This window comes from Flavobacterium rhizophilum (genome assembly GCF_046000485.1).
In the GTDB taxonomy this organism is placed as follows: domain Bacteria; phylum Bacteroidota; class Bacteroidia; order Flavobacteriales; family Flavobacteriaceae; genus Flavobacterium; species Flavobacterium rhizophilum.
Genome location: NZ_JBELQB010000013.1, coordinates 76,118 through 90,529, shown reverse-complemented (window position 1 = coordinate 90,529; position 14,412 = coordinate 76,118). Strand labels below are relative to the sequence as shown.

At 37.4% G+C, this 14,412-nt stretch carries 15 protein-coding genes and 1 tRNA gene; 5 read left to right on the top strand and 11 right to left on the bottom strand.

Annotated features, from left to right (window positions below):
* Positions 1-19: 19 nt before the first annotated feature.
* Positions 20-1,075 (bottom strand): 23S rRNA (adenine(2503)-C(2))-methyltransferase RlmN, encoded by a 1,056-nt coding sequence (gene rlmN, locus ABS768_RS15455; RefSeq protein ID WP_408075851.1) that lies wholly within the window; start codon positions 1,073-1,075, stop codon positions 20-22.
* A gap of 87 nt (positions 1,076-1,162) precedes the next feature.
* Positions 1,163-2,812: a T9SS type A sorting domain-containing protein gene (locus ABS768_RS15450; RefSeq protein WP_408075850.1), complete on the bottom strand. Its 1,650-nt coding sequence runs from the start codon at positions 2,810-2,812 to the stop codon at positions 1,163-1,165.
* A 175-nt stretch (positions 2,813-2,987) separates the two neighbouring features.
* On the opposite strand from ABS768_RS15450, the gene ABS768_RS15445 reads away from it, so the two are divergent.
* Positions 2,988-3,629: an O-methyltransferase gene (locus ABS768_RS15445; RefSeq protein WP_408075849.1), complete on the top strand. Its 642-nt coding sequence runs from the start codon at positions 2,988-2,990 to the stop codon at positions 3,627-3,629.
* On the opposite strand, the gene ABS768_RS15440 is transcribed toward ABS768_RS15445, so the two are convergent.
* The 7 genes from ABS768_RS15440 to ABS768_RS15410 form a co-directional block, all read right to left on the bottom strand.
* Positions 3,606-4,199: a phosphatase PAP2 family protein gene (locus ABS768_RS15440; protein WP_408075848.1), complete on the bottom strand. Its 594-nt coding sequence runs from the start codon at positions 4,197-4,199 to the stop codon at positions 3,606-3,608. The two genes, ABS768_RS15445 and ABS768_RS15440, sit on opposite strands and share 24 nt — an antisense overlap.
* Entirely contained in the window at positions 4,199-4,510 is a 312-nt protein-coding gene (locus ABS768_RS15435) for a Sec-independent protein translocase subunit TatA/TatB (protein WP_408075847.1), read from the bottom strand. The genes ABS768_RS15440 and ABS768_RS15435 overlap by 1 nt, the downstream gene beginning before the upstream one ends.
* A gap of 93 nt (positions 4,511-4,603) precedes the next feature.
* Positions 4,604-6,835 carry a M1 family metallopeptidase gene (locus ABS768_RS15430; RefSeq protein WP_408075846.1) on the bottom strand — a complete coding sequence of 744 codons (2,232 nt, stop codon included), beginning with the start codon at positions 6,833-6,835 and terminating at the stop codon, positions 4,604-4,606.
* A 3-nt stretch (positions 6,836-6,838) separates the two neighbouring features.
* Positions 6,839-7,321: a DUF6702 family protein gene (locus ABS768_RS15425; RefSeq protein WP_408075845.1), complete on the bottom strand. Its 483-nt coding sequence runs from the start codon at positions 7,319-7,321 to the stop codon at positions 6,839-6,841.
* Positions 7,322-7,366: 45 nt separating this feature from the next.
* Positions 7,367-8,143: a hypothetical protein gene (locus ABS768_RS15420; protein ID WP_408075844.1), complete on the bottom strand. Its 777-nt coding sequence runs from the start codon at positions 8,141-8,143 to the stop codon at positions 7,367-7,369.
* A gap of 75 nt (positions 8,144-8,218) precedes the next feature.
* Entirely contained in the window at positions 8,219-8,971 is a 753-nt protein-coding gene (locus ABS768_RS15415; RefSeq protein ID WP_408075843.1) for a hypothetical protein, read from the bottom strand.
* Positions 8,961-9,764 (bottom strand): hypothetical protein, encoded by an 804-nt coding sequence (locus tag ABS768_RS15410; RefSeq protein WP_408075842.1) that lies wholly within the window; start codon positions 9,762-9,764, stop codon positions 8,961-8,963. The genes ABS768_RS15415 and ABS768_RS15410 overlap by 11 nt, the downstream gene beginning before the upstream one ends.
* 113 nt (positions 9,765-9,877) lie before the next feature.
* Between ABS768_RS15410 and pepE the strand changes: the two genes are divergently transcribed.
* Together pepE and ABS768_RS15400 are read left to right on the top strand one after the other, a co-directional pair.
* Positions 9,878-10,585, top strand: coding sequence for a dipeptidase PepE (pepE, locus tag ABS768_RS15405; protein ID WP_408075841.1), 708 nt, complete (start codon positions 9,878-9,880; stop codon positions 10,583-10,585).
* A gap of 4 nt (positions 10,586-10,589) precedes the next feature.
* Positions 10,590-11,138 carry an exonuclease domain-containing protein gene (locus ABS768_RS15400; RefSeq protein ID WP_408075840.1) on the top strand — a complete coding sequence of 183 codons (549 nt, stop codon included), beginning with the start codon at positions 10,590-10,592 and terminating at the stop codon, positions 11,136-11,138.
* 80 nt (positions 11,139-11,218) lie between these two features.
* Here ABS768_RS15400 and ABS768_RS15395 read toward each other — a convergent pair.
* Positions 11,219-11,291: transfer RNA gene (locus ABS768_RS15395), tRNA-Gly, on the bottom strand.
* A gap of 128 nt (positions 11,292-11,419) precedes the next feature.
* Here ABS768_RS15395 and ABS768_RS15390 point away from each other — a divergent pair.
* Together ABS768_RS15390 and ABS768_RS15385 are read left to right on the top strand one after the other, a co-directional pair.
* Positions 11,420-11,857 carry a GNAT family N-acetyltransferase gene (locus ABS768_RS15390; RefSeq protein ID WP_408075839.1) on the top strand — a complete coding sequence of 146 codons (438 nt, stop codon included), beginning with the start codon at positions 11,420-11,422 and terminating at the stop codon, positions 11,855-11,857.
* Between the two features lie 89 nt (positions 11,858-11,946).
* Positions 11,947-13,536 (top strand): L,D-transpeptidase family protein, encoded by a 1,590-nt coding sequence (locus ABS768_RS15385; RefSeq protein ID WP_408075838.1) that lies wholly within the window; start codon positions 11,947-11,949, stop codon positions 13,534-13,536.
* Here ABS768_RS15385 and ABS768_RS15380 read toward each other — a convergent pair.
* Complete coding sequence (locus ABS768_RS15380) at positions 13,525-14,250, bottom strand: murein L,D-transpeptidase catalytic domain family protein (protein WP_408075837.1); 726 nt, start codon at positions 14,248-14,250, stop codon at positions 13,525-13,527. The two genes, ABS768_RS15385 and ABS768_RS15380, sit on opposite strands and share 12 nt — an antisense overlap.
* Positions 14,251-14,412 lie beyond the last annotated feature (162 nt).

Sequence of the window (14,412 nt, the reverse complement as noted above, 5' to 3'; positions counted from 1 at the left end):
ATACATGGTTAATGTAAAATTAATTTGTTGCTGCTTCATTTTTATTAGCCAGCTGACCACAAGCCGCATCAATATCCTTACCTCGGCTTCGCCTAACTTTTGCTACTATACCGTTATTTTCAAGAGCCGTAATATAATCTTCTATCGCCTGTGGTGATGCCTGCTGGAATTCACCATCGTCTATAGGATTATACTCAATAAGGTTAACCTTACACGGCACATACTTACAAAACTTAACCAGTGCGTCTATATCACGTTTAGAATCGTTTATACCCTTCCAAACCACATACTCATAGGTAACACGGCTTTTGGTTTTACTATACCAGTATTCCAGCGACTCTCTTAAATCCTTTAAAGGAAAGCTTTTACTAAACGGCATTATTTGTGACCTAACCTCATCTACCGCCGAATGCAGTGATACCGCCAGTTTAAACCTAACCTCATCATCTGCCAGCTTTTTAATCATTTTAGGCACCCCCGATGTAGAAACCGTAATTCGTTTTGGTGACATTCCCAAACCTTCGGCCGAAGTAATCATATCTATAGCGGCAAGTACATTGTTATAGTTCATTAAAGGCTCACCCATCCCCATAAAAACAATATTAGAAAGAGGCCTGTCATGATATAGCCTACTTTCATTATCTATCGCCGCTACCTGATCATAAATCTCATCCGGATTAAGGTTCCGCATGCGTTTAAGTCTTGCTGTAGCACAAAAGTTACAGTCCAGGCTACATCCTACCTGGCTGGACACACAGGCTGTTGTACGGGTCTCGGTAGGTATCAGCACTGATTCTACCACAAGTCCGTCATGTAAGCGAACGGCATTTTTTACAGTACCGTCACTACTTTTTTGCATTTGGTCTACACGTATATGATTAATCACAAAGTTGTCTTCCAGCATCTGCCTGGTTGTTTTAGACACATTGGTCATATCGTCAAAACTGTGTACACGCTTGCTCCACAGCCACTCATATACCTGATTGCCGCGAAATGCCTTGTCTCCATTTGCTACAAAAAAATCACGAAGTTGTTCTTTTGTAAGCGCCCTTATATCTTTCTTTTGCGTTTGCATGGCGCAAAGTTAACAAGTATTAATTAAAAAAATTAGCCCTTAATAAATTAAGGGCTAAAAACTTATTTTAAAAAAGGAACACTGTCCTTATCTTTTCACTATTTTTTGAGAATAAACACCATTAGTATTAGCATCTACCATTCTTAATATATAAATACCGTTAGTGCTGTTTGACATATCTATACTACTATCAGACTCTGTAACCTTACCGACTTTCACTACCTGACCTAATACATTATATACCTCATACTGTAATGATGAAACAGTATCGGTAAACTGAACAGAGAACACTCCGTTTGAAGGGTTAGGGTATACTTTAATATCTTTTACAGGAGTAATAACATCCTCAAGGCTAAGTGTACCATCATAATAATCAAGAGTCATTGCATTTGTGCCGGCAGGATCTAACCAGTTTTTAAGTCGGGTTGTATTTGTACCCCCACCATTCCATGAAGAGTTTAACCTTCCGTATACATCATACTGTCCGTTTCCGCTAGTACCGTTACAGGCAGAATCACCTCCATAAAGCTGACCTCTTATTCTTCCGTTATTATCAAATAACGGAGAACCAGATGAACCACCTTCGGTTACTCCTTTTTCCCAATTATTAATACGCCATACATCAGCTCCCCCTGTTGAAGTAGAAGAAGGAGAGTCTTCATCTACTGAAACTTTCATTATGTCTCCGTCAGGATGGTGAATACCATAAGTATTTGATGGCACTGTTGTACTTCTGTCCCATCCGGCATAAACCAAGTCCCAGTCATCGTCTATAGGACCGGTAATTTGAAGTAAACAAAAATCACTCTCAGCTCTATGCGCTTTTAACTGAGCGCCACTCACTGTATGATAAGTTATATTAGTAGTACTGCTAGAAGTACTTGCACATGAAGGGTTTGTACTTATCCAGTTAAAACGGAAAGACCACTGAGAAGGGTTTGATGTACTTCCTGTAATAGGGTTTTCATAGCAGTGATTAGCCGTAAGAAAATAAGGAGTCCCATTATTATTTGTATTATTAATAAGGGCACCTGTACATAAACCTCCTCCTGCTACAATCATAGCTACTGATTTTTTATTGATATCTTTTGTAGCATCTATAGCTCCTACTGAACAGTTAACATCATAATGGCAATCACCAGATGAATTTAAAGCATTTGTATCCTGCGTGCCTTTCAAAATATCTGAAGTGCTTCTGTAACCGTGAACCAGTTTAAACAGCTCAAGTCTACCCTTACCTTTTTGAGCTTTTGGCTCATAGTATTCTAACCATATATCTTCACCAGTTACAAGCCATGTACCTAAAACCCTTTCAGGATTGTTTTGCTTTTCATCATAAGCACCAAGAACATCTTTCCTGTCGTTACTGTACAGGCAAAGGCTTGCGTCTTTTGGCATATAAAAATCACTAAAAAGGAAATTCATTGTTTTAGCACCTTCAGAGTAGAAACGTATTCTCCAAATACGATCTCCGTTATCAAGCGTTTGCCAGCTTCCGCTATTGCCCAGATTATAATCCACTAAAAACTCATAACCAAACCTATACGGAATATCTTTCCTCTTATCGTTAACTTCATCTTCCTTTTTCAATGTCTCAAGATCAAAAGAAGGCATAACAATTGGAGCAACACCATCCATATTTTGGATATCCCAGCTTACGGGGGTAAAATCATTAGATATTTGCGCTTCACACAAGGCAAATACACTAATAAAAAGCAAAGTAAGTATTCTTCTCATTTCTGACTTATGGTTTAATAAAGTGGCTAAAATAAGGCTTATATGTTTGTTTTTTAACAATCTCAAAGCATTTTAACATGTTAAAAGCATATATTAACTGCTAACAGCACTATATACTTTAAAAGAGGAACTTGTATTTTTTATCTATTTTTGCTGTATCCTTAAAAAAGAACTTATGCATTTTATATCTGAAGAACTGGAAGATTACGCTGCACTACATAGTGAAAATGAACCTGATTTACTACAAAAACTAAACAGGGAAACACATCAAAAAATATTACAGCCAAGAATGCTTAGCGGGCATTTTCAGGGAAGAGTACTTAGTATGATCTCTAAGCTTGTTAACCCAAAAAACATACTTGAAATTGGCACGTATACCGGATACGCTGCCTTGTGCCTGGCAGAAGGACTAGCTCCCGGTGGTGAACTTGACACTATAGACGTGAATGAGGAACTGGTTGATTTTCAAAGAAAATACTTTGACCTTAGCGATTATAAAAATCAGATACATCAACATCTAGGAAGTGCCCTTGATATTATCCCTACGCTTAACAAAAAATTTGATCTTGTATTTATAGATGCCGATAAGGAAAACTATATTCACTACTTTAATATGATAGTACCCCTTATGAATAAAGGCGGAATAATACTTTCTGACAACGTACTTTGGAGCGGTAAGGTACTGGAAGAACTAAAACCGAATGATATTAGCACTAAGGTATTACTGGAATACAATAAATTACTTAAAGACGACCCTAGGGTAGAAACCGTGCTTTTACCGATAAGGGACGGATTAACCGTTAGCAGGGTTATTTAATTCCTGCTTATTTTCGGGCAATAATTTTCGTAAAGAACGGTATAGAATCAGCAATAGTGAAGAGGTAAATATACCCCAAACAAAACCTGAAAGTATATCTCCAGGGTAATGCAATGCCAAATAGATTCTGCTGTAAGCAAATATTAACGGCCACAGGAAAATAATCCACATGAGCTTAACATGAGGCTTTAAAACATGATATAAAAAGAAAGCACATGCCATGGAGTTAGATGCATGACCGGAAAAAAAACTATAGGATGAGCTGTACTTAAAGCCTCTTACAAATCCTGCTATATCAGGGTTATTAAGAGGCCTTAATCTTTGTACTGTATTTTTAAACAAATTGGTAGTCTGATCTGTAAGAGTAATTAATAACGACAGCATTACTATTACCAAAACAGTGTTTCTCCAACCCAGATTTTTAAAAGTAAGATATAAAAGGAAAAGAAATACCGGAATCCAGTTTAACTGCTTTGTTATAAAAAGCCAAAAACCATCAAAAGCCGGTGTTCCAAGTGAATTGAGGTAAATTAATAGATTTTTGTCTAATTCGATAAGAGAATCAAGCATTATCTCATACGTTTTATAGGCCCCGAAGCATCTTCAATATTCTCCTTAACCTGATTTATTTCTTCATTAATATTATTACCTAAATTCTTGGTGTGCGAAGTAACATCAGAACGAACATCGTTAAATGTATTCTTGATATCATTAAAATCGGCATTCTTATTAATCTCCGACTTAATTTCGTTAGTTGCGTTCTTTAACTGCTTCATTCCTTTACCTAATGAACGGGCAATTTCAGGGATCTTATCAGACCCAAAAAGCATGAGTACCACAAGTATAACGAAGAAAAGTTCTCCTCCTCCTATTCCAAACATAATATGAGATTTTATACTACAAATGTAATTATAAATACGTAGCCAAAGCTTTTCCAGATGTTTAAATCTGGTTTTTTTTCCGTATTTTAACTATTATTTACCCTCAAACTGATCGAACTTAGACTGCACCTCTTCCTTAGGCCAGCTGTTATTAGTAACATCAATATCAGCCGTTAAAAGCTCAGGATCAACTATAATTTTCGTAACCTGCTTTTCTGTAGCAAATACACGGGCTGCAGTTTGATTATTTTTACGCCAAATTTGTACCGGGAATTTATAATCTTCGGTAGTACCGTCTTCAAAAGTAAGCCTTACCAATATTGGCATGAGCATATCACCCGGCTTATTGAAAGTCACTTCATAAAAATAACTTGGCTTTTTAAGCTGCGCTTTCTCGGCAGCCGAAAAATTATCATCTATGTAGTTTTTAAGCAGCTTAATATCTTCTGCCTTTTTCGTTTTTTTAGACTTTTCGTCAACCATGTAAACAAACGGACCTTTATCCCTATCAAACCTTCCTTTTCTAACAGAATAATCTTCCATTCCTTCCGGCCTGTCATCCGTAACATAAAACTCCTTTACATCTTCAATACCTATATCCACATAATCTGTTGAATAGAACCATCCTCTCCAAAACCAGTCAAGATCTACTGACGAAGCATCTTCCATTGTCCTGAAAAAATCCTCAGGGGTAGGGTGCTTAAACTTCCAGCGGTTGGCATAGGTTTTAAAAGCATAATCAAACAGCTCATGCCCCATAACCACTTCCCTAAGCATATTAAGTCCTGTCGCCGGCTTAGCATAGGCATTAGAGCCAAACTGGTAAATAAGCTCTGAATTGGTCATGATAGGTGCTAAAAAGTTTTGATCTCCACTCATGTAAGGAACAATTTTAGCGGCAGGCCCTCTGTGCGAAGGATAATCCTTTTCAAATTCCTGCTCTGTTAAGTATTCCAGGAATGTATTTAGCCCTTCATCCATCCAGGTCCATTGCCTTTCATCAGAGTTCACAATCATAGGAAAAAAGTTATGCCCTACCTCGTGTATAATAACACTGGTCATACCGTATTTAATCCTTTCACTTACAAAACCATTAGCGTCCGGACGACCGTAATTCCAGCAAATCATTGGATATTCCATTCCCTGATCTTCAGCCGAAACCGAAACCGCTTTAGGGTAAGGATAATCAAACGTATATTTTGAATAGGTTTTAATAGTATGTGCTACTACCCTTGTAGACCTGTCACCCCACAAGGGGTTACTCTCCTTAGGGTAAAGAGATACCGCCATAGCTGTTTTACCCGACAGTTGTACTGCCATAGCATCATAAATAAACTTTCTTGAGGTAGAAAAGGCAAAGTCCCTTACATTAACTGCCTTGTACTTCCATGTTTTCTTTTTATCGCTAAAGCCTTTTTCAGCTGCTTCGGCTTCCTGTTGTGTTACTATAACCACAGGTTTATCAAAGCTTTTTGTAGCCTGCTCATATCGTTTAACCTGCTCACGGGTAAACACATCTTCCCTGTTACTAAGCTCTCCTGTAGCTTCCATAACGTGATCTGCAGGTACTGTAATGTTTACCTCAAAGTTACCAAACGGCAATGCAAACTCTCCTGCTCCCCAAAACTGCATGTTTTGCCATCCTTCCACATCGTTATAAACCGCCATTCTTGGATAAAACTGCGCTATTACATAAAGGTTATTACCATCTTTATCAAAATGTTCGTAACCTGAACGCCCTCCAATTTTTCTGTAATTATTAATATTATACCACCATTTAATGGAGAACGATACCGTTTCACCCGACTTTAAGGGCTGAGGCAAATCTATCCTCATCATGGTTTCGTTTACCACATACCTTAACGGCTTACCAGACGCGTCTTTTACATACTCTATTTTAAAGCCTCCGTCAAAACCTTCTTCCATAAAACTACGGGAAAAGTTATCTGCTTTATAAGCTTTTCCTATATGCTGATTCTCTGCAAGAGGTGATTGTGATGTTCTCGACCTCCTGTTTTGATCCAACTGAACCCACAAATATTCCAAATCTTCGGGCGCATTGTTATGATAAGTTATGGTTTCTGTACCATAAAGCTTAGTGTTTTTATCATCAAGCTCAATATCCATTTTATAATCAGCCTGCTGCTGATAGTAATCAGGGCCCGGCGCACCCGATGCAGTACGGTAGCTATTTGGGGTAGCCATTAAATCATACATCTGGCTAAACCTGTTAGTATCATAATGTCCTTTTTCTTTTTTAGGAGCATCCTGTGCAGATAGCTGTGCTGTAGCCAATACAGCCAACAGATATAGTATTTTTTTCATAATCTAAAATTGTAAATTCCCCGTAGGACTATCATTAGTAAGCAAAAGACTCTTTTTGTTACTGTTAATATTAGTGTTTATGATATTTTGCTGATCGGGGAACGATTCAAACAAGAGTGTATTCTTAATTTCAAGATCTTTTAATTTACCTTTCGCCTCTACGGTAAAATAGCCTATAAGTACATCATCCTCTATTTCGTGACCTAAAAAGCTAATTGCTTTTTCACGCCCGTTTACCTTAATTTTTATTTTTTCGGAAAAATAAGCAGCTAGGTAATCATCAATACCCGAGGCTTCTTTTTTAGTTGCCAGATATAACTCCTTATCATATTTTTTGGAAAGTGCAGCATCAAGATCATCCACAAAAACACGGGCTGTAATTTGAAGTTGTTTTTTAGCAGGCGCATGCTCCACTAAAAAAACAGCCACATAGTATTTATGTGCCTTAGCAGCAGTAAGCAGCCCGGCAAGCATAAAAAGGAACATATATCGGGTTATAACCTTCACGTTCCAAATGTAATAAAACTTATTTTATTTCTCCCTGTTATGGTAGTCGTTGCTCTTGTTAATTAAATAATCAGTAAGTTCAAACTCCTTATCAGGAGCCAAAAGCAATGCCGATTCTTTACCGTTATCGGCATAAGCAAGAAATAAGTTTATTTCCTCATGCTTTAATTTCAGGGTTTCGGTAAAAAAGTAATAGGTATATTTTTCCTGTACAAGTTCGCTAAAGGTTCTGCCCTGCAGGTACTCTTTAGTCATATCTTTCTGCTTCTTTTTAGGTTTAAAAATCAAATCATAAACCTTAACAAAATCTATACCCGGTAACCGCCTTTCATTGCTTGGAAACGCCGGGTTAACCGGAACCTGATCTTCAACATTAAGCCCTTCGGTAAGTACTTTAGAATTTAAATCAGATGTAAACTGACGTGTTTCTATATCCTTACTATCTTCTTCAAGATTACCGGTAAGCGGAATAATCAGTATCTCATCCAATACGGTTACATTAGGCTCCATCCTCATAACCAGTTTTTTCTCCACAAAATGAGTCTTATCTAAAATCAACATTGCAGGCCTAAAGTTAATACTCGAAAAATAAAGTGTGTCTGCAGGCTGGGCATAAATGGTAAAATAACCGTTATCGTCGGTTATAGCCTTAATATTCGTGTTTTTATTAAGTACTGTTATATACTCTACTTTAATGGAATCGGCTACCATTTGCCCACGGAGTATCTTCCTCCCCTCATCCTGGGAAAAAACAACAGCAGGTAACAAGACAATTAGCAGCAAGAAGAAAAACTTTTTCATAGTCAGGATTTTTAATTGGGGTAGCTTATATATAAAGATACAAAAATTAGGTATTAAATAATATTAAGGTTTTGTTTACTCTTCCTCTTTTTCCTTTAGTATTTCAAGGTATTTAAAAGCAAGATTCCCCAATAGGAATTTCGCTTTTTCATCATTATTTTCGCTAATAGCCATTAGCACGTCGCTATCTTCTGCAGCATAATAAACAAAACCACCTACATACTCTTTAGGCACTCCCAGTTTAGTATTAATATCCTCTTCGGTATACAACGAGTAAATTTGGGTTATAGCTGTAGATTTTGTTTCATACTCCAGTTCTTTCCTGAGCACTTTAGTCCTTCCCGTAATGGCATTTATTATTGCATCCAGAGATGCCATCCCTAAAACCATAGCCACCACATCCCAAACCGATTTTATTTCACCGGCAGTAAAAAGTTTTTTCTCGGCACGTGTATATTGTTTTTGCCCTTCAGGCACAAGCCCTAAACTTTCGGCATTAATATCTCCATACTTATCAATAATTACTTCTTCAAGCTCAAAAGATCCTAAGTCTACAACAAGAATTTGTTTTAAATTGTTTTCTCTTACTATAACACGCTTTGTATAGTAGCTATTACTTTGTACCACTATAGTATCGTTTACCATAGCCATTATGGTAAAATTGCCCAGATTGTCAGTCTTAGTATCTGTTCTGGAATTAAGATTAACGACTCCCCTTTCAGGTATAGGAATACCTCCTGCTACTACCCTGCCTTTTATAGGCTGCCTCTCTTGGGCATGGCTAACAAGAGTGAATAAAAAAGAAATGAACAGAAGTTTAATTTTCATCTTTTTTAATATTGGTATTAGGTTTAGCTTGCTGTAAGGTATCTGTCTCAATTAAAGCACCGTTTTCATCAACTACCCCATCCTGCCTTAATAACGAAACATATTTAACTGCCAGTTGTGTCATCAAAAACTTTGCCTGAATATCGTTCTTTTCATTTATAGCTTTTGCGAAATACTTATCTTCAACAGCATAATAAATAAATCCGCCCACATAATCCTCCGGCACTTTAAATTCCTTAATAATATCTTCTTCGGTATAAATGTAATTAATTTTAGACATGAGGCTTTCTTTTTTCTCATACTCGACAGCCTTCTTAAGCGCTTTCTTTTTACCGTTTAATGAGTTTATGAGTCCGTCTATACCATTACTTGCCGCAAAAAGTTTTTTCTCGGCAGGAGTGTATTGCTTTTGCCCCTTTGGCACCAAACCTAAAGATTCTGAAGTGATATTACCATAATTCTCTATAATCAGCTCGTCCAGTTCGGTAACCATTGCCTCGAGTTCAATTATAAAAAGTTCGGCATCGATATTTTCCTGCTGTACCTCGTACTCCCTGCCTACAATTTGTAAGCCCGAAAAAATAAGTGTATCCTTTGGCTTAACCATAAGTGAGAAGTATCCGCCACTAGCAGTGGTAACATAAGCACCACTGGTTTTATTTACCACATAAATCCCCTCCAAATCATCTGTAGTCGATTTTATTTTACCCTTCAACTGTTTGATTTCGGTCTCCTGAGCAAAAGTAGGCAATGTGGAAATAATAAGCGTAAACAGAAAAATTATCCTTTTCAATAGTATAGTATAATAAGGTGATGGTAAGAAAAAGACAAAACCACAAAATTAAAAGCCACTTTATTAGCTTAAAAATCTTTGTAACTTTACCTTTTGTTACAACAGATAAACGAATGAAAAAAATAATTATTGCAAGTACCTCCACTTTACATGGCGGCACTTATCTTGAATATCTTACCGATACACTTAAAGAACATTTTAAAAACTGCAGTACCTTACTGTTTATACCTTATGCAAGGCCGGGCGGTATAACTCACGATGAGTACACACAAAAGGCTGCTGAGTTTTTTGAAAAACTGAGCATTAAAGTTAAGGGAATACACGAGTTTGAAAATCCAGTAACAGCAGTACAAAATGCAGAGGCTATTTTTACAGGCGGCGGAAACACTTTTTTACTGGTAACACAGCTTTACCAAAACAAGGTTATAGAAACCGTTAAAACAGCCGTTGAAAACGGAACGCCTTATTTAGGCACCAGTGCAGGCAGTAATATTTGCGGACTTACTATGGAAACCACAAACGACATGCCTATTATCTATCCGCCAAGTTTTGATACCCTGGCACTGGTTCCGTTTAATATCAATCCGCATTACCTTGATCCTGTAGACGGCTCAACACACATGGGAGAAACACGCGAAACACGTATTAATGAGTTTCATCACTTTAATCCACAGCCGGTATTAGGACTTAGGGAAGGTAGCTGGCTGGAAGTAAAAGGTAGTACCATAACACTAAGAGGTAAACTTGACGCACGCCTTTTCAGGCAAAACACACCACCGGAAGAAATAGCCACCGGAACCGATTTATCATGGCTTAAATAAAAAAATGGCACAAAAATTAGACAAGATACTTGTAGTAGATATTGAAGCTACCTGCTGGAATAGCCCTATACCAGAGGGCATGACAAATGATATTATTGAAGTAGGCATTTGCCTTTTAGATACCGTTACCGGAGAGATTACCGATAACCGAGGTATAATTGTAAGACCCGAACGCAGCACTGTTAGTCCGTTTTGCACCGAACTAACCACCATAACTCAGGAAATGGTAGACGAAGAAGGTATACCGTTTAGTGAAGCCTGTAAAATTTTACGTAAAGAATACCTGTCACAAAGCCGTGCATGGGCAAGTTTTGGAGCTTACGATCTAAAACAGTTCCAAAAGCAATGCTCTGCCCTTAACATAGGATATCCGTTTGGACCTTCGCATATTAATGTAAAAACATTATTTGCCCTTAAACACCAACTACAACACGAGCAGGGAATGGCAGGAGCATTATCCTTACTCAACATACCGATGGAAGGCACACATCACCGAGGTGTAGACGATGCCAAAAATATCGCTAAAATACTTAACAGCATATTAAAAAAATAAAGCAGCCAAAAGGCTGCTTTATTTTTTACAAACTTCTATAAACAAAAAACCCGGTCTTTTCAGATCGGGTTTTGATTTTGAGCGGAAGACGAGGCTCGAACTCGCGACAACCAGCTTGGAAGGCTGGAGCTCTACCAACTGAGCTACTTCCGCATTATTGTGGTGCAAATATACGTAATAAGATTTGACAGATGCAAGCTTTTTTTAAAAAAAATTTTATCCTCAACCCGCATTATTACTTAAAATATTTATTATTAATTTGTTACCGTAAAAAAAAATTAATGTATTCTGTTAAACAAATTAGTTCCCAGGAAACTTATCCTGTAAGACAACCGGTTTTAAGACCCGGTAAACCTATTGAATCGTGTATTTTTCCGGGAGATGACCTCCCTTCTACTACTCACTTTGGTATTTTTGATGATAATAACCTTGTTGGAATTGCTTCTTTATTCCTCTCAACATCTCCGGATATTAAAGGAACCCTGCACTATCAACTGCGCGGCATGGCTGTTTTGTCAACCCATCAGAAAAAAGGATTGGGCGATATGTTACTGTCTGCTGCCGAAAAACATGCTGTAAATCTCAATGCCGATGTTATTTGGTTTAATGCCCGTGAGGTTGCTGTTGGTTTTTATCAAAAAGCCGGTTATGAAATTGCCGGAAATATTTTTACAATACCCGACGTAGGGCCGCATTATGTAATGTTTAAATATGTGTAGCTGATATTTAAATAAAATCAGTAATTATTTAACTAAAACGTTATAGTTATATAGCTTAATTTTGTAATTTTATTACAAACCTCAACCCCATGATTTCAAAAGTCTTAATAACAGGCTTTACGCTTTTGCTGTTAGGGTGTGCTAAAGACCCTAACACCGGCAAGAATTTGCCCGCTGCAAAAGCCGAAGTGGTAACACTTCACCCCAACAATAAAATCTTTACTATAGACACTAGTTACTTTAGTAAAGAGACGGCAGAGATAAAAATTTATTATAAAAACAAAAACTATAGCAGCTTGTGGGCTAATGAAAACGACAGAAAAACCCTGTTGCTTTGTATAGCTGCTGCAAAACAGGATGGCCTGCTGCCAAACGACTATAACTATGACACGCTTACTGCTTTTGAAAAAAGTAAAAAACTCTCGGGTAAAGAGAGTATGGTATACGATTTATTGTTAACACAGTCGTTTTACAAACTGGCACTACACTTATTTAAGGGCAAAACAGAAGCAACCGGAATTTATGAAGATTGGACATTACAGCAAAAAGAGCTGGACATAAATCTGCTGCTTGAAGAGGCTCTTAATAATCACACAGTTGATAAAATCATGGATCGCTGCAGGCCTCCTCATAAAACATACGAGAGCTTACGTAAATGCCTTGCCTATCTTAACAGCCTTCCGGATGATAGTAATCTGGAAGAAATAATTATTGAAGAATCAGTTAAGGAAAATGATTCACTACCTCAGGTCGCATTAATAAAAAAGAGATTAACTTACTGGAAAGACCTTGAGCTTAGCGACAGTATTACCTGCGTGTATGACTCCAAAGCCATTGAGGCGGTTAAAAAATTTCAGAAAAGACACGGCTTTTATCCTGATGGTGTTGTAGGCAAAAAAACTGCCGAAGCATTAAATATTTCTCTTGAAGAACGAAAAGAACAGGTCATTGTAAACCTGGAACGATGGAGATGGTTTACTCATGATTTCGGGCAGAGTGCCGTTATAATCAACATACCTGATTATACCCTGGCTCTGGTTAACAACAATGACACCATAGCCACCCATAAAGTAGTGGTTGGAAAACCCGACAGACCTACACCTGTACTCGATTCAAAAATGAACTATCTGGTAATTAACCCTACATGGACCGTCCCCCCTACTATACTAAAAAAAGACCTTACTCCTAAAGCTAAAGCCGACCTTAATTATTTTGCAGAAAATAATATGCGAATTTTTGACAGGGAGAATAACGAGGTATTACCTGAGGAATGGAACCCAAAACTGGCGGATACTTACAGATATGTACAAAACCCGGGAAACAGTAATGCACTGGGTAATATCAAATTTAATTATTACAATCGTTTTTCGGTATACCTGCATGACACCAACCACAGGGAAATGTTCAGCAGGTCGCACCGGGCTTTAAGCTCAGGCTGTATAAGAGTACAAAACCCGTTAGAACTGGCTGAAAAAATACTATCTAAAGAAGATAGTGAGTGGAATTCGGATAAATTAAAAGAAATGATAGCCGAAGGTGAAACCGAAAAGATTTACCTTAAAAACACTAACAATGTGCATCAGCTATACTGGACCGCCTGGATGGATAAGAACGGCCTGCAGTTTAGGAACGATATTTACAATCTGGATAAAGTGCTTTATCAAAAATTAAGAAACTAATTTTGAAGTCGAAACATATTTTTTAGACGGGTGATAAATAAACAGGCATGATTTCCCTTTGATAAGATCAATCACCTCTTTAGATATCCTGTTAGGAAGCGCAGGGCATCCTAAGCTTCTTCCCAGTCTTTTATGTTGTTTGATAAAACCTTCACTTACATAATCAGCACCGTGAATCACTACAGCTCTGCTACGCGCATTACTGTTTATTCCTTTTTCAAGTCCGTCAAGACGAAGTGAGGTTCCGTGCTTACCTATGTAAACTTCTCCTGTAGCATAAAAACCCAGACTACTTTTATTAGAGTTAGCCGCATTAGAGAAAGCTGTAGCAAACTCATTACCACTGTTTCTTCCGTGAGCCACCAGGGTGTTATACAATACGGTTTTGGTACTCATATCAATAATCCAAAGTCTTTTGGTATTAGATGACTTGCTGAAATCAACAAGTGTAAGTAAGTCTTTTTTAATTTTACCCTGCTCCTTTAAAAGCACATAGCCTTCAAAAGCTCTTTCAAACGATTCATAATCCGGTAAGGAAAGGGAATTAGCATCAAGCTGGTTATATACTCCGCTTGCAGTTGCTACTGTAGTAGCTTCGGCAACAAGTGGTGTAGCTTTAGTTTCAGAAACGGTTTTGGTATTGGTGGTAATAGTAACAGGTGAGTTTACAGCTGACAGTAAAAATAAAATAGAGGTAAAAAAGTTGTAAATCATCTTAATTAATAGTTTTGTGTTTCTAACAGGTTGGCTAAAATAAATTAAAGTTTTCTAAACAAAAAACACCAACAGTGTTAAAATCAGTTATTTAACATTTTCATACGTAGCGAGCAAAAATATCACTACTTCCTTCACACACAATAACGTTTTAACAGCAAA